At 54.5% G+C, this 24,550-nt stretch carries 17 protein-coding genes and 2 CRISPR repeat arrays (1 of these 19 only partly in view); of the genes, 11 read left to right on the top strand and 6 right to left on the bottom strand.

Annotation, left to right across the window (positions count from 1 at the left end):
* Nucleotides 1-86: 86 nt before the first annotated feature.
* Nucleotides 87-1,091, bottom strand: a complete 1,005-nt coding sequence (locus ACQE2I_RS01000) for a porin (protein ID WP_427029644.1) — start codon at nt 1,089-1,091, stop codon at nt 87-89.
* Nucleotides 1,092-1,412: 321 nt separating this feature from the next.
* Here ACQE2I_RS01000 and ACQE2I_RS00995 point away from each other — a divergent pair, with 321 nt between their 5' ends.
* The 5 genes from ACQE2I_RS00995 to ACQE2I_RS00975 all read left to right on the top strand — a co-directional run bounded on the left by ACQE2I_RS00995 (nt 1,413) and on the right by ACQE2I_RS00975 (nt 4,898).
* Nucleotides 1,413-2,576 carry a glycosyltransferase family 4 protein gene (locus ACQE2I_RS00995; protein ID WP_427029643.1) on the top strand — a complete coding sequence of 388 codons (1,164 nt, stop codon included), beginning with the start codon at nt 1,413-1,415 and terminating at the stop codon, nt 2,574-2,576.
* The gene (locus ACQE2I_RS00990) at nt 2,539-3,078 is read left to right on the top strand and encodes a phosphatase PAP2 family protein (protein ID WP_427029642.1); all 540 of its coding nucleotides are present in this window, start codon (nt 2,539-2,541) and stop codon (nt 3,076-3,078) included. Before ACQE2I_RS00995 ends, ACQE2I_RS00990 begins: the two co-directional genes overlap by 38 nt.
* Before the next feature lie 863 nt (nt 3,079-3,941).
* Nucleotides 3,942-4,073, top strand: coding sequence for an entericidin A/B family lipoprotein (locus tag ACQE2I_RS00985; RefSeq protein ID WP_427029641.1), 132 nt, complete (start codon nt 3,942-3,944; stop codon nt 4,071-4,073).
* A 5-nt stretch (nt 4,074-4,078) separates the two neighbouring features.
* Nucleotides 4,079-4,621: a YqiA/YcfP family alpha/beta fold hydrolase gene (locus ACQE2I_RS00980; RefSeq protein ID WP_427029640.1), complete on the top strand. Its 543-nt coding sequence runs from the start codon at nt 4,079-4,081 to the stop codon at nt 4,619-4,621.
* A 103-nt stretch (nt 4,622-4,724) separates the two neighbouring features.
* On the top strand, nt 4,725-4,898 hold the full coding sequence (locus ACQE2I_RS00975) for a DUF6435 family protein (RefSeq protein WP_427029639.1): 174 nt from the start codon (nt 4,725-4,727) through the stop codon (nt 4,896-4,898).
* Nucleotides 4,899-4,902: 4 nt separating this feature from the next.
* Here the strand turns inward: ACQE2I_RS00975 and ntrC are convergent, their stop codons facing one another.
* From ntrC to glnA, 4 genes are all read right to left on the bottom strand, one after another.
* Nucleotides 4,903-6,330 (bottom strand): nitrogen regulation protein NR(I), encoded by a 1,428-nt coding sequence (gene ntrC / locus ACQE2I_RS00970; protein ID WP_427029637.1) that lies wholly within the window; start codon nt 6,328-6,330, stop codon nt 4,903-4,905.
* Complete coding sequence (gene glnL / locus ACQE2I_RS00965) at nt 6,327-7,385, bottom strand: nitrogen regulation protein NR(II) (RefSeq protein ID WP_427029635.1); 1,059 nt, start codon at nt 7,383-7,385, stop codon at nt 6,327-6,329. The genes ntrC and glnL overlap by 4 nt, the downstream gene beginning before the upstream one ends.
* Nucleotides 7,386-7,607: 222 nt before the next feature.
* On the bottom strand, nt 7,608-8,144 hold the full coding sequence (locus ACQE2I_RS00960; protein WP_427029634.1) for a DUF4124 domain-containing protein: 537 nt from the start codon (nt 8,142-8,144) through the stop codon (nt 7,608-7,610).
* Between the two features lie 122 nt (nt 8,145-8,266).
* A complete protein-coding gene (gene glnA, locus ACQE2I_RS00955; RefSeq protein WP_427029633.1) occupies nt 8,267-9,673 on the bottom strand; it encodes a glutamate--ammonia ligase in 1,407 nt (468 codons plus the stop codon).
* A 550-nt stretch (nt 9,674-10,223) separates the two neighbouring features.
* On the opposite strand from glnA, the gene ACQE2I_RS00950 reads away from it, so the two are divergent.
* A complete protein-coding gene (locus tag ACQE2I_RS00950) occupies nt 10,224-10,847 on the top strand; it encodes a hypothetical protein (protein WP_427029632.1) in 624 nt (207 codons plus the stop codon).
* Between the two features lie 55 nt (nt 10,848-10,902).
* On the opposite strand, the gene ACQE2I_RS00945 is transcribed toward ACQE2I_RS00950, so the two are convergent.
* Nucleotides 10,903-11,931 (bottom strand): acyltransferase family protein, encoded by a 1,029-nt coding sequence (locus ACQE2I_RS00945; RefSeq protein ID WP_427029631.1) that lies wholly within the window; start codon nt 11,929-11,931, stop codon nt 10,903-10,905.
* 99 nt (nt 11,932-12,030) lie between these two features.
* Here ACQE2I_RS00945 and ACQE2I_RS00940 point away from each other — a divergent pair, with 99 nt between their 5' ends.
* The 5 genes from ACQE2I_RS00940 to tnpC all read left to right on the top strand — a co-directional run bounded on the left by ACQE2I_RS00940 (nt 12,031) and on the right by tnpC (nt 18,859).
* Complete coding sequence (locus ACQE2I_RS00940; protein ID WP_427029630.1) at nt 12,031-13,056, top strand: alpha/beta hydrolase; 1,026 nt, start codon at nt 12,031-12,033, stop codon at nt 13,054-13,056.
* A 45-nt stretch (nt 13,057-13,101) separates the two neighbouring features.
* Entirely contained in the window at nt 13,102-13,404 is a 303-nt protein-coding gene (locus ACQE2I_RS00935) for a hypothetical protein (protein WP_427029629.1), read from the top strand.
* 218 nt (nt 13,405-13,622) lie between these two features.
* Nucleotides 13,623-16,411: a CRISPR direct-repeat array (repeat unit 28 nt; unit sequence TTTCTAAGCTGCCTGGGCGGCAGCGAAC).
* Between the two features lie 82 nt (nt 16,412-16,493).
* Complete coding sequence (gene tnpA / locus ACQE2I_RS00930; RefSeq protein ID WP_062374215.1) at nt 16,494-16,811, top strand: IS66 family insertion sequence element accessory protein TnpA; 318 nt, start codon at nt 16,494-16,496, stop codon at nt 16,809-16,811.
* Complete coding sequence (tnpB, locus tag ACQE2I_RS00925; protein WP_089675619.1) at nt 16,811-17,179, top strand: IS66 family insertion sequence element accessory protein TnpB; 369 nt, start codon at nt 16,811-16,813, stop codon at nt 17,177-17,179. The genes tnpA and tnpB overlap by 1 nt, the downstream gene beginning before the upstream one ends.
* Nucleotides 17,180-17,224: 45 nt before the next feature.
* Nucleotides 17,225-18,859 carry an IS66 family transposase gene (gene tnpC / locus ACQE2I_RS00920; RefSeq protein WP_427029628.1) on the top strand — a complete coding sequence of 545 codons (1,635 nt, stop codon included), beginning with the start codon at nt 17,225-17,227 and terminating at the stop codon, nt 18,857-18,859.
* 31 nt (nt 18,860-18,890) lie between these two features.
* Nucleotides 18,891-24,550: a CRISPR direct-repeat array (repeat unit 28 nt; unit sequence TTTCTAAGCTGCCTGGGCGGCAGCGAAC) (it continues 664 nt past the right edge of the window).

The raw sequence follows: 24,550 nt of genomic DNA, 5'->3' as shown, positions 1-24,550 counted from the left end.
ACAATAAAAACCGGTGTGGAAATATCCACACCGGTAAAGATCGAAACATGCGAGCTAACTAAAAACTAAAGAACTTACTATTTCACTTAGAAGTGGTAACGAACACCGGCAATGTAATAAACGTCGTATTCAACATCACTAATCGCATCTTGGTCGGCATCGTTAAGTTCTACGAAAACATCCATGTTATTGGAGATATCGTAGTGGGCAGCAGCGGCCCAGGCGTTACGGCTGTCTGAGGAGTTATCTGGCTCGATGTTGTAGTAATCGAGGTGGAAGTTCCAGGCGCCCGTCGCAAAACTACCGCCTACACCAGCCGTGTCAAAACCACCGCCAAAGGTTTCGTTATCATCGCGGGTTTCGTAACCCAAGCGTGCTGATACTGCATCGCTAAAGTCATAAGTGGCCGTTGCACCGAAACGGTTTTCTCCGTTACCGCCACCACGAACCGTGTCTTCCACATAGCCAAGTGCAAAGCGAGCAGGTCCTGTTGCGTACACAACACCACCCTGGGTAGCAATAACAGACCCTTCACCGCTCTGCTCTGCTGGCGTAAAACCGCGCTCAGAGAAGTGCTTGGCGGAAAAAACCGCCTGAAATCCATTGACTTCAGGTGAAATGTAGCCAAGCGAGTCGCCACGTGCTTGAAGGCCACCACCAGCTAACTCATAGCCATCTTCAACGTACACATCAAACGGCGAGGTAACGTAGTCATCGTAGAAGCTATCGTAGTTACCGGCCATGAAGGTACCAAACTGCTGGCTTTCCAAGCCTAGGTAGCTGTTACGAACTTCATCAAAGCCAGAGTCTTGATTGCGTTCATCACCGGTAAAACGCCACTCAACGCGTGCAAAACCGCGCAAATCTGAAGTAATTTGGTGACCTGCGGTAATCCGTAAACGCGAACCAACGTTACGGAACTCTTCGCCGTTATCAACGCCATCTTTTTCGCCGCCGCCTTCAATCCCCATAGCGATACGACCATAGATTTCAAGATCGGTACCGTCTTGATCATAAACGGTGGCTGCTTGTGCTGCAGAGGCTGCCAATAAACCGCTAACGGCGAGGGCCAGTGTCGTTTTTTTAAACATGATTGTTCCCATTGAAGTAATTAATGCTTGCGCTTTACGAAGGCACAATGAAGGACGAAGAACGCCTCAACGCAGGGAACCTTAAAAGATTTATATTTCATTAATTTTAAAGTTTAAATTTTTCGGGAACTTATTTTTTTATGTGTTTTTAAACAAACCCGTCATCTTATTTTAATATTTAACTGCTATTTGAGTAAGCAGCTATTGCTATTTATTTCCTACCCTCTCTTGACATGTCATCACTTATTCACTTATTTGACTCGGCAGTGTCATTCTCCCCACCCAGACTATGTAAAAACGTGATAAAGAGATGAATCGCTCATGCGGCTCTGCATCGTTAGTGAAACATGGTCACCGGATATCAATGGCGTTGCCCATACGCTGAGCCGGTTAAGCTATGAACTTGGTCGGCAAGGAGTGCCGGTTGATGTCATTCGCCCACGTCCTCGAGTGGCGAGTAACGCTACGCGTATTAAGCGCGAACTACAGGTACAGCGACTTGCGTTACCCGGCTACACCGATGTACAAGTCGGCTTGGTAACCCCTGCGACCCTGCGGCGCTTTTGGCGTCAATTTCGACCTAATGTGATCTATTTGGCAACCCAAGGGCCACTAGGCTGGGCGGCACGCCAAGCGGCGCGACGGCTCAATATTCCCCTTGTTGCGGGCTGGCACACCAACTTTGACCACTACTGCAAAGACTATGGCGTCACGTGGCTAACGTCGACGACTCGGCGATACTTACGCTACTTCCATAACGGCTGTGACCTGACGTTAGTGCCTACCCACCAGCAAGCAAAAGCGTTGCAGCATCAGGGGATACGTGATGTCCATGTATTGTCACGGGGATTGGATGGCGAACGCTTCTCACCCGCCCACCGTGACCTTTCATTACGCAAAGGCTGGGGGGTTAGCGAGCATCAGCCGGTCGCACTGTATGTTGGCCGATTGGCTGCTGAGAAAAACCTCTCCTTGCTGCACGAAAGTTTCCAGGCCATGCGTGAGGTGCGTCCCGATATCGCGCTTGTGATTGTGGGCGATGGCCCCGCCCGAGCGCAGCTGCAGAAGGCGCTGCCCGATGCACATTTCACCGGCTTTGTGGGCCAAGAAGCCCTCGCTCGCCACTATGCCAGCGCGGATATATTTATTTTCCCCTCGCTTTCAGAAACCTGGGGCAACGTGGTGGCGGAAGCCATGGCCAGCGGCCTAGCCGTGGTGGCCTATGATCACGCTGCCAGCGCTGAACTGATTAACTGCGGTCACAACGGTATTACGGTGCCCGCTGGCAATAGCGCTGCTTTTCAACAGGCAGCGGTAGAGCTGTGCCAACATCCAGCTGACTATGCCCGCTTAGGTCGAGTGGCGCGCTTGCGTGCGCTTGAACAGAGCTGGTCCGGCATTGCCGAGCAATTTTTGCACTATTTACACCACGCCCAGGAGACTCATCATGCGCCCGCGTCCGCTTGTCGTATTCGACCGTCTTGACCTGCTTGAGTGGCAGTTCTGCCAGCGCATATCGCGGCTTTCGCTCTACCGCCCCTGGCGCCTCACGCTGCAGGCTGCCAGCCGCTTAGGTGATTGGCCTATCTGGGTGCTGCTTATTCTCGCCCAGCCATGGCTGCAGCCAAATGGCTCTTGGCGGGTGATGCAGTACAGCGTCACCGCCCTGTTAGCCGTTGCCGTTTATCGGCTGGTAAAAACGCGCCTATGCCGCGAGCGACCTTTTATCACGTACGGTGAGGGTATTCAGTGCAGCGAACCGGCGCGAGATCGTTACAGCTTTCCCAGCGGCCACACCATGCATGCGGTGATGTTTAGCGTATTGGTGGCAGCCCATACGCCTTGGTTGTTACCCGTGGTAATGCCGTTAGCGCTGCTAATAGCGATCTCACGCGTTGGGTTAGGGCTGCACTATGTGAGCGACGTACTGGCAGGGGCCGCGATGGGCTACGCTTTTGCCTTGATGAGCCTTTACTGGATGGGCTAAAACGCCCACTGAGCGGGCGTTTTTGACGCAATTAATAGATTGTTTTTAGACTAACTATTACTAATTGCCGGGTGGTAGATCATCGAAATCATCCAGTCTTGCCATAAACGATGTCTTGAACACCATGTACACCCCTACTCCTGAAAACCCTAAGAACAAAACAAACATGCATAACATCAATGCCATCGCCATAATTTTGTCCCTGATAGTGTGCGGTCGTTACGTTTACGTTTTATATAACCGCTGCATTATGGTTTCCAGTAAAGGATAGACCAAAACACTATCTTTATCTGTGCATCTTTATCAGCGCATCTTTGTCTGCACAAAACACATGCAAGCAACATTAACAAATAACCTAGCAATATCAATTATTTATATAAACATTATCACGCAAAAAAACCACCTCATTTTCACGAGATGGCTTTTTTGCATCGTTCCACTCCATGGCTTGATGAACAGCGCCTCCTTGCGCTGCAACCAGTGAGTGGGCGGATTTTCCTTTAACGTCCTGTTAACAACTTGGCTCCCTGCCCTCCTTCTGCCTGTCAGCCCACTCACTCAGTTACTGCTGACAATTATCTAAACGGCTAAACCTAAACAACTGAACATCTAAGCAACTGCCTATTACTTGCAGGGGTTGAGCCAACCCATGCCAAAAAACAATAATTAAGTTTAAAAACAATCGCTTAAAATAAAACATACCGGCTGTTCGAGCCCTTTTGTCGATTGTTTTGATGTACAGAACTGGCACATGCGACATAAGCACACGAAAAAACGTAGCGGAGCGCCTCGGTAAGGATTATTTTTGCTACTTACTTGGCGTAGCTTTCAGCTTTACCCCTTATGCTTTCAAGGAGGCCTCTATGAAACGTACTGTTGCCCTTGGCATACTTATCGTCACCACTCTGCTGCTGTTAAGCGGTTGCAATACCATTCGCGGCGCAGGAGAAGACATTGAACAGGGTGGTCAAGCTATTCAACGCTCAGCGGATTAATCACCATGATGACTGTTTACCTATCCCACGGCCTAGAGAGCGGGCCGGGGGCATTAAAAACCCAAGCCCTAAAAGGCGTTGCTGAAGAACTCGATGACTGCGAACCCGTGGTGATGGATTACCGCGGTATGGCAGAGCCTCAACAGCGGCTTCTGCATCTATTGAAGGTGTTAGCCGAGCGTGGCGACAACCCGGCCCGATGCGTGCTGGCAGGCTCTAGCTTAGGCGGATGGCTAAGCGCAGCGGTAAGCGCCCAGCAGCCAGTGCTTGGCTGTTTTTTACTCGCCCCTGCGCTGGGTTTAGCCGACTACCCGGAAACTTCACTCACTATTCAAGCACGCCATACTCACATTATTCACGGCTGGCGGGATGATGTTGTGGCCCCTGGTCCGGTGATTGAACGTGCCCGCCTACAGCGGCTTTCGCTGCGAATGGTAGACGACGACCACCGCCTACACGCCAGCTTGGATACCATCCTGGTCGATTTTGAGCGTTTTTTACGCCAGTGCAGTGCCGACCTTAAAAGCGGCACATTGAACGCTAGCTAAATAAGCATTCGACACGAGCAATATAAACCTATACAAATAATGTACATAAAACCCTGCACATAAAGAACTAGCTATAAATCCCTAAATAACGAGAAGATTGTTCATGTTCGGTATATTTAAGCGCGACCCTCAAAAGAAACTTCAACAAGGCTATGAACGTAAACTTCAAGCCGCGATGGAGGCGTCACGTAATGGCGATATGCGCGCCAATGCAACGCTTACCGAAGAGGCTGAGGCGCTGCTGGCGGAAATTAAACGTATTGAAGCGAGCCAATAGGCCGCTACTCGTCGGCGAGTGCCGGCAACAGTGTTTTCAGCTTGCGGGTGAGCGTATTACGCCCCCAACCCAACAGCTCGGCAGCCTCACCTTTTCGACCGCCGGTATGTTTCAGCGCGGTCTCAATCAAAATTCGCTCGAAATCGGGCACCGCCTCTTCCAGCAAATGGGTATGGCCTTCGGCCAGTGCGTGGTCGGCCCAATCGCGAAATGCCGTGCGCCAATCGCCGTGGGCACTGCCTTCTGACGCACTCGGCGAGCGCAGTTCCGGCGGCAGATCCTCAACCAGAATTTCGCGCCCGGATGCCATTACAGTCAGCCAACGGCAGATATTCTCTAACTGCCGGACATTACCGGGCCACGGCAAGCGCGTTAGATGAGCTTCTGCTTCGCTGGTGAGCACCTTGATATCGGTGGTCAGCTCTTTCGCCGCTTCGGCTAAGAAGTGCCGCGTTAAGCTAGGGATATCTTCGCGCCGCTCGGCGAGCTTGGGCAGATGAATACGGATCACGTTCAAGCGGTGGAACAGATCCTCACGGAAGCGGCCGTCGTCCACCAACACTTCTAGATGTTGGTGGGTCGCGGCGATGATACGTACATCCACTTTGACCGGCGTATGGCCGCCAACGCGGTAGAACTCACCATCGGCCAAGACACGCAGTAAGCGCGTTTGAGTTTCAGACGGCATATCGCCTATTTCGTCTAAAAATAGCGTACCGCCGTTGGCTTGCTCAAAGCGCCCTTGACGCTGCTGCGCGGCGCCCGTAAAGGCGCCCTTCTCATGGCCAAACAGCTCAGACTCAATCAAATCACGCGGAATGGCCGCCATGTTCAGCGCAATAAACGGCTTGCCCGCCCTCGGGCTATGTTGATGGAGTGCCTGGGCAACGCGCTCCTTACCGGTTCCCGACTCCCCGTTAATCAATACCGTGATGTGCGAATGAGAAAGGCGGCCAATGGCCCGAAACACTTCCTGCATGGCGGGCGCTTCGCCGATAATTTCGGCGTTTAGGCCTTCCGGCACGGTGATCGGGCGCTGACGCTCTCGGGCATGTGCCACGGCACGGCGAACTAGCGCCAGGGCCTCATCAACGTCAAACGGTTTGGGCAAGTATTCAAACGCGCCGCCCTGATACGAGGCTACGGCACTGTCTAAGTCAGAGTGCGCCGTCATTACGATCACGGGCAGGTCTGGATGCGCCTCGCGCACTCTGGCCATTAAATCCAACCCGTCGATGCCGGGCATACGAATATCGGTGACCAGTACATCTGGTGGGGTTTCCAGCAACCGTGATAGGGCGACATCAGCGCGCTCAATACACTCAACGTCAAGGTCGGGTTGCGCTAAGGCGCGCTCCAGTACCCAGCGGATAGCACGGTCATCATCGACAATGACCACCCGCGCCACATCATTACGTGCAGCCTCTGTCATGACGCCTCTCCGGTGAAATTAATAATCATTGGAATCAGTAAACGAAATTCGGTGTGTCCGGCTCGTGAGTCGCATTCAATCAATCCTTGATGTTGGTGCAAAATCGACTGAGCAATGGAGAGCCCCAGGCCGCTGCCTTCCGCACGCCCTGACACCATCGGGTAAAAAAGTGTTTCCTGTAGCGCCTCGAGAATGCCGGGGCCGTTATCAATAACCGCGACTTCACTGACCAGCCGGTGGCGTTCAGCGCCGAGCGTAAACTGGCGGCGGGCGCGGGTACGCAGTATTAGCGTAGGCGCTGAGGTTTGCGCGTCGCTCATGGCCTGGACGGCGTTACGTGCCACATTGAGCACCGCCTGAATCATTTGTGACTCATCGCCGGAAAGGTCGGGCAGGCTGGGGTCGTAATCGCGGCTGATCATCACGCTGGGATGCTCGGCAATCAGCAGTGCCCGCACCCGCTCAAGTACTTTGTGAATATTGACCGGCTCGTGCTTCAGAATACGGTTAGGGCCAAGCATGGAATCGACTAGATCGCGCAGCCGATCCGCCTCTTCGACAATAATATGGGTATATTCGCGCAGTGCCGGGTCGTCTAAATCACGCTCTAGTAGCTGCGCTGCACCGCGAATGCCACCAAGGGGGTTTTTCACCTCATGGGCTAGGCCACGGGCAAGCACCTTAATGGTCTCTTGGCGAGTGGTTAGCGCCTCTTCACGGGAAATTTGCATCAACCGATCCCGCGGCTCCACTTCCAACAGCAGCTCATCGTCCGATAACGGCGTAACGGTGTAGTCGACCGTGAGCGGCTCGCTGTTCAGCGGGGTAATGCGCGCTTCACGCTGAGTGTATGGGTGAAACGCATCGCGCGCCTTGGCCAATACATCGTCAATGCTTTCATCACCGCCGAGTAACGTATCCAAACTAATCCCGTGCACACGGGTAAGGCTGACCGCTAATAAGGCCTCAGCGGCAGGGTTCATCCAACGCACACGTAGTTCGCCGTCGAGCAGCAAGACCGCTGTGGTGAGATGTTCAAGCAAGCGCTGATGCATTAGTGGTGTCCTGAGAAATCGGGTCTTCCATCGCCGTTACAGACCTACAGGTGGATGATCAATGAGGGAACTGCAAAAAGCGCGCCAATTACCCAGTTATACCTATTAGCACGGCTTGCGAGCATAGCAACGGAAGGGAGTGAATCGTTTTAGCGCACTCGCAGCGCTAACCGCCACAACATGCGCACCATTTTAGTGCATAAAAAATTTAATGAACCGTTATTAAGGAACGTTAATCGTCACCGCCGCCGTACGGTGCTGCAACCGCTGGCTACTACCCAAGAGCTCTGCTTGAAGCTCGTGCCGCCCCGCTGCCAGCCCGGTTAACCAGAACACATCGCTGTGTAGCGCTGTCTGACTTATTTCGCCATTTACTAACAGCCTTACCTGATGGTCATCGCGTAGGGGTGGCACAATCACCATTTCCACGGCGGTCATACCCTCTTCCAGCTGTGCGCCCTGCTGGGGCAATGCGATCGCAAAATGGTCATAAGGCATAAAGGGCTGCCCCGGCTTACCGCGTGGCCGCTCAGCCGCTTGGCGGGCCGCGGCTCTTAACGCCGGCGACCAGCCCGGCAATGGCGCCAATTTTAGCGCCTCACCGCCACTGCCTGGGTTATCGGTAAAGGTGATGTTGCCACGCTCATCGGTAACCCGATAAACCGCTTGCCCGAACGCCGAAACTGCTGTGCCAGCGAGCGCGGCGCCCAAAAAAGCCACTAGCACACCGTGCATCGCTAATGTATATATCCTGCTCATTGAACTCTTCAGTCCCTATAACAGAAAACCCCGCCGAAGCGGGGTTCTATTAACAATCATCGCTACCACCACTTGGCTGATAATAGCAGCCAGGGGCTAACAACGCTGATTAGCAGCTGTTCTTAACAGCTATAGTACATATCAAACTCAATCGGGTGCGTGGTCATGCGAATTCGCTCCACTTCTTCCATTTTGAGATCGATGTATGCGTCGATCATTTCATCGGAGAACACGCCGCCTTCGGTTAAGAACGCGCGGTCTGCATCGAGTGCTTCCAACGCTTGATCCAGGCTATTGGCAACGGTCGGCACTGACTTGCCCTCTTCTGGCGGCAGGTCGTACAGGTTTTTATCCATCGCATCGCCAGGGTGAATCTTATTCTTAATACCGTCGATACCGGCCATCAACAGGGCAGCGAATGCCAGGTACGGGTTAGCGGTCGGATCCGGGAAGCGCGTTTCGACACGTTTGCCTTTCGGGCTGGCGGTATACGGAATACGAATAGACGCCGAGCGGTTACGAGCGCTGTAAGCCAACATGACTGGCGCTTCAAAGCCAGGCACCAAACGCTTGTAGGAGTTGGTAGACGCGTTAGTGAAGGCGTTCAAGGCGCGGGCGTGCTTGATAACACCGCCAATGTAATACAGCGCCATTTCAGACAGGCCAGCGTACTCATCGCCCGCAAACTGGTTATTGCCATCTTTCCAGAACGACTGGTGAATGTGCATACCAGAACCGTTGTCGCCTACCAGCGGCTTCGGCATAAAGGTGGCGGTTTTGCCGTACGCGTGAGCCACGTTGTGAATCACGTACTTCATTTCCTGAACTTCGTCAGCTTTCTTCACCAGCGTGTTAAACCGAACGCCGATTTCGTTCTGACCTGCGTTGGCAACTTCGTGGTGGTGAACCTCCACGGTCTGGCCGATCGCTTCCAGGGTGTTACACATAGCGCCACGAATGTCATGGAAGCTATCAACCGGCGGAACCGGGAAGTAGCCGCCTTTAACACGCGGGCGGTGACCTAAGTTACCGCCTTCAACACGGTTGTCGGTTGCCCAAGCGCCTTCGTCAGAGGAGATTTTGTACATGGAGCCCTGAATATCAGTTTTCCAATGCACTTCATCAAAGATAAAGAATTCAGGTTCAGGGCCGAAAAAGGCGGTATCGCCCAAACCGGTCGACTGTAGATAAGCCTCTGCGCGCTTAGCGATAGAGCGCGGGTCGCGGTCATAGCCTTGCATGGTGGCAGGCTCAATGACATCGCAACGTAAAATCAGGGTAGCGTCTTCGGTGAAGGGGTCGAGGAAGCCAGTGCCATCATCTGGGCGAAGAATCATGTCAGATTCATTAATACCCTTCCAGCCCTCCATTGAGGAACCGTCAAACATATGACCGTTTTCAAAGAACTCTTCGTCCACATCGCGGGCCGGCACGGTGACGTGCTGCTCTTTACCGCGGGTGTCGGTAAAACGCAGGTCTACCCACTTAACATCATGTTCTTCAATTAGCGCGAGAGTCTTGGCTGACATAGTGTCCTCCGGTATGAGCGTGGCTTAAAGCTAACGACAATAAGTTAACGATAAAAGTGCTGTTCGACAAAATACGTGCAAAACCGCACGCGTGTCATTCTTATTCGCTCAACGTTTGCCCGACATTGGTAAACAAATCGCTCAGCGAGCATTTCAAACCGGCTATTGTCTTAGCACGCCGCAAGGCTTGTGCCTACGACCCGCTAGCCGCTAGCCGCTATAAAACATTCTACCTAGTTAGAGCACATATCATGCCAAAACCGCACCAATATGACATGAAAAACAACAACCAATTGTTTTATAACCATTAAAAAATGACGCTTAGTGCCTCTTCATGATGCATAAAGAGGTAATCACGGATTATAGGTCACGTTAAAAAAAGCTCAACGCACCAAAATAGATCAAAAAACAACCGCATTCGCACCAATATAGCGCACTAATTGTAATGAGCACTTTTATTTGGCTCGCAAACTTTTTCTTGCTACTTAAACAAACCAGATACTACAATAAATTACAATCTGATATATATGCTCACAGCTGGAGCCGATAAATGGGTTCGGTCTGCTTTATCGTTGATGCCATGGTGACAGGTACAATGTTGCCACGCCATTTAAGATCCATACGTGAATCTGGCGTTGCCGATCACCTGCTGCCTATTTTGGTAACGGGCTCCCAGGCCCATGCACATTTTAGCTCTATCGAGCAGCGCTATCACACTCACTGCTTGATCACCCCCAAGCTGCCGCTAGGCGCGCGACTCAACAAAGCGGCGCTTGCCAGCCAAGCGGAGTGGCTAATTATCGCGCTGCAGAAGCAGCCGCTGCCTGCCAGCTTTTGGGGTTCGCTTTACCTACAGCTAGATACCTACACGCTGGATGCATTGATTATTGGCCTTGCTCAGCCCTCATTTTCTGAGCGCATTCTGCGCCGCTTACTGGCAAGCGCGTTGCTCTTGCCACCTTACATCGCCGTTCAGCGGGCCTGGCTTGAGCGTTTAGGTGGTTTTGACCCTGAACTAGACAGCGAGAGCGCAATTGACGACTTCTTACAGCGCTTACACGCCTGCCCCACTCGCTTGAAAACCTACAGTGGGCACCTACTTAGCCAAATGGATGAACCCGACGATTCTCCGCTGCTGACCTCACCCGGTGCGGCTTGCACGCAGTGTCCTTAAACGCACGCTCCATCGTTACCCTCTACCGCTAGCTTCACTGCTCTTTTGGCTGCTACTAGCTAACCTTCAGCTGTTTGCCAAATAGCATGGCTCCCAGTGCGGTGGTATTGGCCAGCTTATTAAGGCCCACTGACCCCACTACGCCCACCACTACGAGCACCAGCGCATACCCCCCAACCGGTAACGACAAAGGCTCAAGAGCCAGGTCGGTAAGCACAAAGAACATAGGGTGAGCCAAGTAAATACCGAACGAATACGCATTGATGTGACGCACCCATAAAGGCGCTGTGCGCCTGGCCAAGTAGCGCATGGCGCACAGCGTAAACAGCACGAAAAAAGGAATCACCCACACCTCTTTGGAGGAGAACGCCAACCAACCCGCAAAGGTAGCCGCTATGATTAGCGCCACCAACAGCGCCAGCCATGCCGGGTGGGCCATCTGCTGCATCCAGTTAGGCCGCTGAGCTAACACGCTCACGGGGGCTAGCGGATAGTAACGTACCAGTACCAATGCCAAGAAAAACACATAGATCCACCCCAGCGGCGCGATCCACAGCAGGTAACCGGGCAAGTCAACGTCAAACCAGTAGGCCAGGCCCCAATACACCATACTCATCACACAGGCACCCCACAGCCACGGCACCGGGTTCAAACGCCACAGCTGCCAACGGGTAAACAACCAGTAAGCCACATAAAACTGCATCGCAATAATCAAGAAGTAGCCATGCCATCCCGCGTACACATAATACTCAATAGCATTGGCAACAAACCCCACCGGCTCATCAGAGGCCCGCAGGCTGACCCATTCAGCCGTCGAATAAATAAACCCATAAACGACGTACGGTACCATCACATACTTCACCCGCTGGGCAAGAAACCCATCAGGCACAGATTTATCGTAACGAACGGCAAACACAAACACCGAAATAAACAGGAAGATCGGCGTACCCAATACCAGAGGAAGCCGCATTAGGTCGGTCGCGACGTTATCGAGGCGCTGATTGACATGATCTAATAAATGAAACAAAAAAACGGCTATACAGCCGTAAGCACGTAACCAATAGATCTCCTCAACTTTCCGCATTAGGCCTCCTGCCGCAACTACCTATATTCTTGTAAGATGAACAACCTATGCCGTTGCGCTGTCCGACCTCACTAAGCAGTATTAATTCCTGGGGGAAACGTGCTCACCACCAAGCTGCCACTCTACTCATACCGATTTCACGCCCTACTCACCGCATTGATTGGATGGCTAACGTTCAGTGGCCATAGTTTAGCCAGCGAGGTCGAACACCATCAGTTTTTCTCACCGACCCTAGGTTATGACTATCCCTACAGCGTTTATTTACCTGACAGTTATGACGCTCAGGCGACAGACGCGTATCCAGTGATTTATATGTTGCATGGCTCATTTGGGACACACCGCGACTGGGTTTCCCGCGGTCACTTGCAGCAGGTGGCCGATAGGCTAATCCGCGCCGGCCACATTCCACCGGCGGTTTATATCATGCCCGGCAGCCGCAGCTGGTGGGTCGATGGGCACAATGAACCCGCCCGCAGCGCATTTTTCAACGACCTAATGCCCCACGTAGAAGCGACCTACCATGTAGGACAAAAGCGCAACCTACGTGGCGTAGCCGGGCTTTCAGCGGGCGGCTATGGAGCGCTCAACTTCGCGCTAGAACGGCCGGCGTTATTTGCCGCCGTAGCCGCCCTAAGCCCCGCCAGCTACGTACCGCTTCCGCCGCGCAACTCCTCCGCCTGGCGCCATCCGGCCTTTATCAATGAACAAGGCCAGTTCGACCGCCAGCTGTGGGAAACCCTGAACTACACCGCACATTTAGAAGCGTACCGCCTGCAAGTTACCCCCCGTGGTAGCGCAGAAAAGCCCGACATCTCCCCGGTGCCACTATATATCAGCGCCGGGCACAGCGACGTATACGACGCAGAATTTCACGCTCGCGTAATGCGCCAAGCCATGGAGCGCATTCAGCCCAACGATGTGCGCCTAGACCTCTACCCCGGCGGTCACACATGGCAAGTGTGGCGCGCCAGCCTACCAGCCGCTCTGAACTTCCTATTTCAGTACGTAGGGCAGCCCGATAACCTAGCAGCAGTGGAAGAGACGGCTGAAGAAGACATTTCTGTAGGAGAAAGCCCTGTAGAAGAAAGCCCGGCGGCAGAAAGTCCTAAGGAAGTAAGCAGCTGAACGCACTACACTAAAGTAACATCCAACATGACAAGGAAGACGACGATGCATCAGCATATCGAATGGGATAACCCAGGTAGCGCTAGCGTAGCGGAGTACTTCAAAAATGATCCCGACCATAACCCCCCAGGCCCCGGCGACATCATTTCCGCGCGTTACCAAGGCGTCATGGTGCGCGTTAAAGTAGAAGCCTATCGAGAAGATGATGCCGTTAGCATCGGCGAAGTCGTCGCCATCATCGATACTAACGGCGGCCGCCACAAAAACCATAACAAATTAGAAATCGGCAATCTCGTCAGAGTACCCGACGACAAACGCGCGCTAGAAACACCGCCCCAAGAAGATTAAAGCCCTAGCATTGATCGAAATTCAGCGAAAGCCACCACGTTGAACTGCAGTTCGGCAATACACGCATGCCCACTTGTTACGAGTCATGCATATTCCGGGTAGCGCGTGGCAAGCCTCAGGCGCACCCGCGCAGCGGTGCCATGGGTACATGCCTATCTATCTGTAACTGCCTGGGTGGCAGCGCACGCGGACTGCTTGCAGGCCACCGTCGCGCTTTTTTTCTGAGCTGCCTGGGCGGCAGCGAACTTCCTATTGTCCCGGGTTGCCGGTATCTCGAATTTCTAAGCTGCCTGGGCGGCAGCGAACAATTTACCAACAAGAAGCTTTATTATTCTCGCTTTCTAAGCTGCCTGGGCGGCAGCGAACTTACAGCGGAATACCTAGCGCGAATCGAAGAATTTCTAAGCTGCCTGGGCGGCAGCGAACCTGAGGCCTCTTCGTTGTGGCGCGCCATTGATTTTCTAAGCTGCCTGGGCGGCAGCGAACACATTCTACTAGCGGAGCTTGCTACCCAGTTTTTTCTAAGCTGCCTGGGCGGCAGCGAACCTATCTGCGCAGACTGTGCACGACTGGGGGATTTTTCTAAGCTGCCTGGGCGGCAGCGAACAATCCCTGCAAGAAGATCTTCCGTACGCAGACTTTCTAAGCTGCCTGGGCGGCAGCGAACACGCTCACGTTGTGCTGCGCAATCGCGGCCATTTTCTAAGCTGCCTGGGCGGCAGCGAACATCGCCGGTTGTCCCTTCCGGCACTTTGAAATTTTCTAAGCTGGCTGGGCGGCAGCGAACCAATACCGTCACACTTTACGCAGTCAGGATTATTTCTAAGCTGCCTGGGCGGCAGCGAACTCAACATGTTCATACGATCAGCCCCGGCCAACTTTCTAAGCTGCCTGGGCGGCAGCGAACGCTCCAGTGCCAGTTTCCCCCGAACACTTCCATTTCTAAGCTGCCTGGGCGGCAGCGAACCGGTTGCGTATGTGCTGCATCGGCTCACTGTTTTTCTAAGCTGCCTGGGCGGCAGCGAACATATCGCCATTCAGGCCATGCAACACGTCACATTTCTAAGCTGCCTGGGCGGCAGCGAACGAATCGTCCATGAAAATCGGCTTGCCGAGGTATTTCTAAGCTGCCTGGGCGGCAGCGAACTTGTAGGTGGTGACGGGGCGGTGATGGTGCAATTTCTAAGCTGCCTGGGCGGCAGCGAACTTGCGCAGCGGCGTCAGTCATGCTGAGCAATGTTTCTAAGCTGCCTGGGCGGCAGCGAACCAATACCGCAACAACCGCGTTTCTATCGTTCATTTCTAAGCTGCCTGGGCGGCAGCGAACAGTAGCGAGGGGCGTTTGTAGTAGTCGCGGGCTTTCTAAGCTGCCTGGGCGGCAGCGAACCATTCCTCGCGCCCTACTACGGCAGTGGATCCTTTCTAAGCTGCCTGGGCGGCAGCGAACACCGTCCAGCTACAAAAAGGCTCGACCTTTCATTTCTAAGCTGCCTGGGCGGCAGCGAACAAGCGTTGCGCGCAGTGCCAACTCTTGAGCTTTTTCTAAGCTGCCTGGGCGGCAGCGAACGTATGGGTGGCGGTGGCAGTATCCCTGGCTTATTTCTAAGCTGCCTGGGCGGCAGCGAACTTGACGCTCGCATCTGGCCAACCATGCCCTCATTTCTAAGCTGCCTGGGCGGCAGCGAACTCGATAATATGCGTCAGGAAGTCTGGCTCAACTTTCTAAGCTGCCTGGGCGGCAGCGAACTTCGATAAGTTTTGGGAATCAGGATTGCCCATTTCTAAGCTGCCTGGGCGGCAGCGAACTAGTAGTCGTCTGCACCATCTTCGTAGTAGCTTTTCTAAGCTGCCTGGGCGGCAGCGAACTAGTAGTCGTCTGCACCATCTTCGTAGTAGCTTTTCTAAGCTGCCTGGGCGGCAGCGAACTATGTTCGTCAATAGATAAGGATCATATTTAATTTCTAAGCTGCCTGGGCGGCAGCGAACTAGAGACGCGACACAAGCGCCTTTTGCTCAGTTTTCTAAGCTGCCTGGGCGGCAGCGAACTTGAAATTGAAACTCTGCACTTTCTTTTAAATTTTCTAAGCTGCCTGGGCGGCAGCGAACTTGGTGCGCTAAAAATAGTGAGGCGCTTTGGTTTTCTAAGCTGCCTGGGCGGCAGCGAACGCGAGTTGCGGACAGTGGCTCACCCGCTTTCATTTCTAAGCTGCCTGGGCGGCAGCGAACCTGGGCGTTAACGTTACTCAGTTGCGCGCACTTTTCTAAGCTGCCTGGGCGGCAGCGAACGGCGCACTAGGCCGTAGCAGTCAACCTCAACTTTTCTAAGCTGCCTGGGCGGCAGCGAACGTACATGCGCCGGGGTGATGATGACCGGTATTTTTCTAAGCTGCCTGGGCGGCAGCGAACCTGGTTTTTGGGATCGCAACCTAGACGCGCTATTTCTAAGCTGCCTGGGCGGCAGCGAACATCGACCAGGTGGCTTCGCCGGTTATCGCCCATTTCTAAGCTGCCTGGGCGGCAGCGAACTGTACGCCGAAAAAATAGCGTCCGCCGGTGACTTTCTAAGCTGCCTGGGCGGCAGCGAACCTAACTCGAATCCTTCCAAACTTTCAACATCCTTTCTAAGCTGCCTGGGCGGCAGCGAACAGCAAGTTTCGTAACGTCCCTTTTTACCTATATTTCTAAGCTGCCTGGGCGGCAGCGAACGATGGTCACGACACCAATCGCCAAGCGATTGCTTTCTAAGCTGCCTGGGCGGCAGCGAACGCAATGCATAGGTAGCGGTTAGGGTTTAGCGATTTCTAAGCTGCCTGGGCGGCAGCGAACACGGGTACATCATTGAAGAAGTTGTGTACGACTTTCTAAGCTGCCTGGGCGGCAGCGAACATGAAAGCCTTAGCGTGCGTTAGTTGTGTGAATTTTCTAAGCTGCCTGGGCGGCAGCGAACATCGACCAGGCGGCTTCGCCGGTTATCGACCATTTCTAAGCTGCCTGGGCGGCAGCGAAGTAAGCGCCCGTAAATCGGCACCTACAGCCACGCCCTGAAATTGCCCACACTGATTTCCTCATAAACACCAGGAGGAATCAGCATGACACACATCGAACGCAGACGGCTCTGGCAGCAACGTATCGAAGACTGGCAGGCATCCGGTTTGTCCGGCATGGCCTACTGCCAACAGCAGTCACTAACCTATTGCCGCTTTGTTTATTGGCGTAAAAAGCTGACCGAACCGGAGGCGTCGTTTCCGGAGCAACCCGTGTCGTCGCCCGGCTTTGCCAAGGTATCGGCAGTGCCTGGTCCGGAGTCGTCAGAAGGATTAACGGTGTCATTGCCCGGCGGCGTCTCGATCACCGGCCTGCACGCCGGCAATGTGGAGTTGCTCGGTGCCGTGCTGAGGCAACTGTAATGCGCCACCGCTATCTGCGCCCCTCCTGGGACCTGCCGGAGATTTACCTGTATCGACAGCCTGTCGATTTCCGCAAGCAGGCCAACGGCCTGGCCCTGCTGGTTGAACAGGAACTGGGGCACAGCCCGTTCTCCGGCGCGCTTTATGCGTTCACCAACCGGCAGCGCAACAAGATTAAGTGTCTGATGTGGGAAGACAACGGCTTTGTGCTTTACTACAAGTCCCTGGCCGAGGAAAAATTCAAATGGCCGGGCCCGTCGGATGAGCTGATGCCGTTGAACGGCGAGCAGATCAACTGGTTGCTGGACGGCTACGACATCACCCTGCTGCAGGGCCATAAAACCCTGCATTATGAGAGCGTTGGGTAGCACTTTTTAAGTGTGTCAGGGCGTTGTTTTTGCTATCATTTCGCCATGAAAACAACGCCTGATAACACGCCCAAAACACCCGATTTCAGCGGTCTCTCGCCCGCTGAAATGGCGGCGGTTATCAACGATTTGCAGGAACAACTGGCCGCGAAAGAAGCGGCTCTGCAGAGTCAGTTGCAGCAGCATGATGAGGCCCTCCGGCGTCGCGACAACTATATCGCTATTCTCGAAGAGCTGCTGCGTCACAAGAAGATCCAGCAGTTCGCCGCAAGCAGTGAAAAACAGCCCAACCAGATCGTGTTGTTCGATGAAGCCGAGCTGGAAGTGGCGATTGACGAACTACGCGACGAACTCCCTGACGATGTGGAAGAAGCCGATGCGCCGCCTCGCTCCCGCAAGCGCCGCCAACGCGGCTTCTCCGACACGCTTTTGCGTGAGCGTATTGAGCTGACCCTCAGCGACGACGAGAAAGCCGGCGCCAGCAAGACCTTCTTCACCAAAGTGAAAGAAGAGCTGGAGTATATCCCGGCCCAACTGAAAGTCCTGGAGTACTGGCAGGAAAAGGCGGTGTTCGAACAAGACGGCCAAGAGCATGTCATTGCGGCCGCCCGGTCCAAGCACCCACTGGGCAAGTGCATTGCCACACCGTCACTACTGGCTTACCTGATCACTTCCAAGTACGCCGATGGCCTGCCACTGTACCGGCAGGAGCAGATGTTCAAGCGCCTGGGTCATGACCTGAGCCGCACCAGCATGGCCCACTGGATCATCCGCCTGAACGACGTGTTCAAACCGCTGATGACCCTGATACGTGAAACCCAGAACGGCAGTGACTACCTGCAGGCCGATGAAACCCGGATCCAGGTGCTCAAGGAGGATGGCAAAAAAGCCCAATCGGACAAGTGGATGTGGGTGACCCGAGGCGGGCCACCCGGCAAACCCTCGGTACTGTTCGATTATGACCCATCCCGTGGCGGCCAGGTGCCAGTGCGCCTGCTGGATGACTTCCAGGGTATTCTGCAAGCCGATGGCTATTCCGGCTATGGGCAGGTCTGCCGTGAAAACGGCCTGACACGCATCGGTTGTTGGGACCATGCCCGGCGCAAGTTCGTGGAAGCCTCCCGGGCTGCGCCAGCCAAGGGCAAAAAAGGCCAGCCCTCGAAAGCCGATGTGGCCCTCAGCCACATCCGCAAACTGTACGCCGTCGAGAAAGCCGCGAACGAACTGAGTGACGCCGAGCGCTATCGCGTGCGTCAGGAAAAAAGCCTGCCGCTGCTGAACACCTTCAAGGCCTGGCTGGAGAAAAACGCCAGCAAGGTGCTGAAAGGCTCGCTCACTCGCAAGGCCATGGACTACACATTGAACCAGTGGGACACGCTGGTGGGCTACTGCAAACGCGGCGACCTGAAAATCAGCAACGCGGGTGCCGAGAATGCCATCCGCCCGTTCGCTCTGGGAAGAAAAGCCTGGCTGTTCGCCGATACCTCGCAGGGCGCGAAAGCCAGCGCCACCTGTTACTCGCTGATCGAAACGGCCAAGGCCAACGGACTGGAGCCGTCGGCTTACATCCATCATGTGCTGACGCACATCGCCGATGCAGTTACCCTCGAACAACTCGAAACGCTCTTACCCTGGAATGCAGAGCTGCCAGCTTTAAAAAATGTGGCTCAATACGGTTAGGGAAAGTGGGTCGGTTTAATGGCGCTTACTTTTTCTAAGCTGCCTGGGCGGCAGCGAACCGTCCTCTTCTTCGATTTCTTTTTTCGCCGCTTTTCTAAGCTGCCTGGGCGGCAGCGAACCTGGGGCGCTGTAACTGATGCCTGTATTCCAGTTTCTAAGCTGCCTGGGCGGCAGCGAACCGTAATAAGAGGGCCGGCCTGGGATGGGTGGGTTTCTAAGCTGCCTGGGCGGCAGCGAACCTGGAAAACGGTGAAGAAGGGATTGATGTAGATTTCTAAGCTGCCTGGGCGGCAGCGAACGAACCTGAATTGGCTGAAGCGTATCGCCTGAATTTCTAAGCTGCCTGGGCGGCAGCGAACGGTGATCTGCGCGTTCCAATCAGTAGTGCCCATTTCTAAGCTGCCTGGGCGGCAGCGAACACCTCCGGCTTGGCGACGTAGCTCAAGCGCTTTTTCTAAGCTGCCTGGGCGGCAGCGAACAGCATGGAGTAACCCGAGGGGTTGGTTCTGGGGTTTCTAAGCTGCCTGGGCGGCAGCGAACTCGCTATCTCGGTTACATAAGTACCGGCATTATTTCTAAGCTGCCTGGGCGGCAGCGAACCCATTCAATGTGGCTAACAGGCACCCAGTCGTTTTCTAAGCTGCCTGGGCGGCAGCGAACGTTATGCACGGCGTAAGGGCGGTAGGGTTATTTTTCTAAGCTGCCTGGGCGGCAGCGAACCCCGACTCGCGACCCTAGAGCTGTAGCCCAGTTTTCTAAGCTGCCTGGGCGGCAGCGAACGAAGTACGACGAAATCAGCTTAAGCGGCACATTTTCTAAGCTGCCTGGGCGGCAGCGAACGTACCAGCTCTCATCGGTAACGGCGTTGGCTTTTTCTAAGCTGCCTGGGCGGCAGCGAACTTTTTGAGTTAAACGGCTTCCCTTGCGCTACTTTTCTAAGCTGCCTGGGCGGCAGCGAACGGGGTCAGAATTGGCACCACGAGGCGCTTCATTTTCTAAGCTGCCTGGGCGGCAGCGAACATGGACTGATTCAGCTATAGACACTGCTATGCTTTCTAAGCTGCCTGGGCGGCAGCGAACAAGCAAGCGGGTGAGCCTTACGCGTTCAGTGATTTCTAAGCTGCCTGGGCGGCAGCGAACTTATCGCCACCGGATTGTTGCATGCGTAGTATTTTCTAAGCTGCCTGGGCGGCAGCGAACTAAAACAGCGCGGGCCATGCTGAGCGTGTCCTTTTCTAAGCTGCCTGGGCGGCAGCGAACTCAGATCCCCTTTAACGTCGGTCACGAATACGTTTCTAAGCTGCCTGGGCGGCAGCGAACGCGGTTAGCGGCTACGAATGGGGCTTCTTGGTTTTCTAAGCTGCCTGGGCGGCAGCGAACTGGTTATTGGCGTGCCTACCTTCGGGGTCATATTTCTAAGCTGCCTGGGCGGCAGCGAACATGCCGGAGGAAGTCTGGCTGAACCTTCGCGGGTTTCTAAGCTGCCTGGGCGGCAGCGAACGCTTGCTGACCTATACGGCGTACCGTTTAACTTTTCTAAGCTGCCTGGGCGGCAGCGAACATGCTCGCCCACCCTAAGCATCCGTTCATGATTTTCTAAGCTGCCTGGGCGGCAGCGAACGTCTTCAATGAGCTCGTCGTCACGCAGGATTGTTTCTAAGCTGCCTGGGCGGCAGCGAACCGGAGGAAGTCTGGCTGAACCTTCGCGGGCTTTTTCTAAGCTGCCTGGGCGGCAGCGAACCGACACCAATCGCTTGGCGATTGCGGCGGCATTTTCTAAGCTGCCTGGGCGGCAGCGAACCTTGGCCGCTCTCCGATAGTGGATCTAACGTATTTCTAAGCTGCCTGGGCGGCAGCGAACGCTGCAGGCTCAGCAGATCATCCGCAAAGAACTTTCTAAGCTGCCTGGGCGGCAGCGAACGTGCCGAGCCCTAAGCGCTCGGTTTGGTAATATTTCTAAGCTGCCTGGGCGGCAGCGAACAGGATGAATGCGCTATCTGGATTTGCCTTCCCTTTCTAAGCTGCCTGGGCGGCAGCGAACCTCCTTATAACTCTAGTAACACCACCATTCCATTTCTAAGCTGCCTGGGCGGCAGCGAACCGGATACTTCCCATTGTAGAAGATGGGCAGCATTTCTAAGCTGCCTGGGCGGCAGCGAACTAACCATGGACATGCAAGCATTCTTACAACATTTTCTAAGCTGCCTGGGCGGCAGCGAACCGGAACGCCAAACAATTTACGTGCTTGATATTTTTCTAAGCTGCCTGGGCGGCAGCGAACAAAGGTGACGGACGCCATTAAAGAGTTGATCGTTTCTAAGCTGCCTGGGCGGCAGCGAACACAACAGTTAAACACCCCGCCACCATGCCGATTTTCTAAGCTGCCTGGGCGGCAGCGAACTCATTTTACCGGCGAATTCTTCACGTACTACTTTTCTAAGCTGCCTGGGCGGCAGCGAACGGCTTAGGGCTATCGGGTGCTAGGTCTAGCTATTTCTAAGCTGCCTGGGCGGCAGCGAACTCATGAAGATCTACATCCACATCAACGTTTACTTTCTAAGCTGCCTGGGCGGCAGCGAACTGATATTGGCTGTGGCAGGGCAGTTTGCCGCTTTTCTAAGCTGCCTGGGCGGCAGCGAACTGCAAGGTCACGAATCCTACTAAGTTCTAATTTTTCTAAGCTGCCTGGGCGGCAGCGAACGATCCATTTTTTCAGCAACCACCGCTTCCCCTTTTCTAAGCTGCCTGGGCGGCAGCGAACTACCCGACTATCGCGTCACCCAGGGTCATGTTTTTCTAAGCTGCCTGGGCGGCAGCGAACATGGGGCTTCTTGGTGGTGACTATCGCAGGCTTTTCTAAGCTGCCTGGGCGGCAGCGAACAAAGGCAAAAGTAGGTGCGATTCAGCGCGGTATTTCTAAGCTGCCTGGGCGGCAGCGAACGCGCGGGCAGAAGAAAAGTTAAAGCTTATCGATTTCTAAGCTGCCTGGGCGGCAGCGAACCCGGCAACACTGCAAAGGAGCTATTACGATGCTTTCTAAGCTGCCTGGGCGGCAGCGAACGAGTTTTGGGCTCCCGCTAACTATCCCACTACTTTCTAAGCTGCCTGGGCGGCAGCGAACTTGGAAAGCTCGCGTTCGTACTCTGCTTGTTTTTTCTAAGCTGCCTGGGCGGCAGCGAACTTGAAATTAAGGGGCCGTTCGGCTCAGGTGGTTTTCTAAGCTGCCTGGGCGGCAGCGAACGCAGAATTACCGAAAAACTCAAAGAAGCGCTTTTTCTAAGCTGCCTGGGCGGCAGCGAACCTACTGAATGTATATTTTCGACATTCAAATCATTTCTAAGCTGCCTGGGCGGCAGCGAACGCTATCTGCTAGATAAGAAATACTTTCGAGCTTTTCTAAGCTGCCTGGGCGGCAGCGAACCCCCCTTTTCACTAGGAAAAAAAATTACGCCTTTTCTAAGCTGCCTGGGCGGCAGCGAACCTCCATTTATTTCGCGTTATCATTGCTCCTATTTTCTAAGCTGCCTGGGCGGCAGCGAACAGTCATGCCAACCGGCTTTGCAAAACACAAATTTTCTAAGCTGCCTGGGCGGCAGCGAACCCCTTGAAGCCCTCACCTTGTATTTCCCGTAATTTCTAAGCTGCCTGGGCGGCAGCGAACAAAGGTACTTCTCCTATCAATATGAGCTATCGTTTCTAAGCTGCCTGGGCGGCAGCGAACCCCACGACCTGAGCGTCGAGCACATCGGCGCTTTTCTAAGCTGCCTGGGCGGCAGCGAACGCATGGTCGTACTCCTATTGGTTCATCAAGTGTTTCTAAGCTGCCTGGGCGGCAGCGAACGGCGGGGATATGAAAGCGACCGTCGCCGGGGTTTTCTAAGCTGCCTGGGCGGCAGCGAACTTGCTGGATATGCTCGATGCCTTCCAGCTTGCTTTCTAAGCTGCCTGGGCGGCAGCGAACCCGCCGCGACGGCGCACCACGGCGCGGCGCCCTTTCTAAGCTGCCTGGGCGGCAGCGAACAGGCACACCCGACCCCCTCCAATGATCCGGCATTTCTAAGCTGCCTGGGCGGCAGCGAACTCAAGATTCGGTGCTGATGACCATGATGGTGTTTTCTAAGCTGCCTGGGCGGCAGCGAACGCTGCCACTGGCCATCGCGTAGCAGCGGGGCCTTTCTAAGCTGCCTGGGCGGCAGCGAACGAGCAGGAGCGGTCGAGAGCCACGCAACAGCATTTCTAAGCTGCCTGGGCGGCAGCGAACGTGCTGCCGCCACCGCCGCCGGCAAACCAGCCGTTTCTAAGCTGCCTGGGCGGCAGCGAACTTTGTTATTTCAGAAAAGTTATCGCGGCACCTTTTCTAAGCTGCCTGGGCGGCAGCGAACGCGAGCAAATGGGTAATCGCTATTATCTATATTTTCTAAGCTGCCTGGGCGGCAGCGAACTAGAAGGTCAACGGTGCCGTACCGAGTGGATATTTCTAAGCTGCCTGGGCGGCAGCGAACAATCCAGGCAGTGCCTCCATTATGCGCAATATTTTCTAAGCTGCCTGGGCGGCAGCGAACCGTTTCGGGATCAACGTCTAGCTATGGCACCATTTCTAAGCTGCCTGGGCGGCAGCGAACACTTGGCGTCTATTGAAGCATTTATTAGGAAGTTTCTAAGCTGCCTGGGCGGCAGCGAACATCCGCTAACAGCTTGCAAGTGGTGAGGGTAGTTTCTAAGCTGCCTGGGCGGCAGCGAACAAAGCCGAGTCGCCTGATACCAATATTACATTTTTCTAAGCTGCCTGGGCGGCAGCGAACAAGGGCTGGTTCGACGCCCAGCGAAGAAACGTTTTCTAAGCTGCCTGGGCGGCAGCGAACGCCGTTCTAAACGCTACCACCTGGGCATGCATTTTCTAAGCTGCCTGGGCGGCAGCGAACCCTAGCCGTGGTGAGATACGCGCCGCGCTACTTTCTAAGCTGCCTGGGCGGCAGCGAACAAGTATCGCCAATGGTACATTTGGCTATTACTTTTCTAAGCTGCCTGGGCGGCAGCGAACCTCTGTTACGCTCCCAGGAGGGGAGCGTGGTTTTTCTAAGCTGCCTGGGCGGCAGCGAACTTGGTCAATCTAACGGGAGAATATCTAGTATGTTTCTAAGCTGCCTGGGCGGCAGCGAACTTTATGCTGCTTCGTTTAATAATAGAAATAGTTTTCTAAGCTGCCTGGGCGGCAGCGAACTCCTATTGGCTTTTTTAACGCTGAGTGTCGCTTTTCTAAGCTGCCTGGGCGGCAGCGAACGCTCGCGCTCGCTATGGCGATAGCGTTTTCTAAGCTGCCTGGGCGGCAGCGAACTCGCACCCACTTTTGCCTTTGCCTTTGCCTTTTTTCTAAGCTGCCTGGGCGGCAGCGAACTGGGCGGAATCGTAGCCAATGGCTATCCAGGTTTTCTAAGCTGCCTGGGCGGCAGCGAACTTCGCCACCCAATCAGGGTTTCCTTTTATCATTTTCTAAGCTGCCTGGGCGGCAGCGAACGGTTGGACACCGCAAATGCTTAGTGAGCGCTGTTTCTAAGCTGCCTGGGCGGCAGCGAACCCGATGGCATAGGAACCTCTGCGACTCGCGGTTTTCTAAGCTGCCTGGGCGGCAGCGAACCTTGAGCTGCTAGCTGTGATGTGTCTGCTTTTTTTCTAAGCTGCCTGGGCGGCAGC

The sequence above is a fragment of the Halomonas sp. H2 genome, from assembly GCF_050215315.1.
Taxonomy (GTDB): Bacteria; Pseudomonadota; Gammaproteobacteria; order Pseudomonadales; family Halomonadaceae; genus Vreelandella.
The sequence above is the reverse complement of the archived record's forward strand: the minus strand, read 5'-3'. Positions and strand labels throughout refer to the sequence as shown.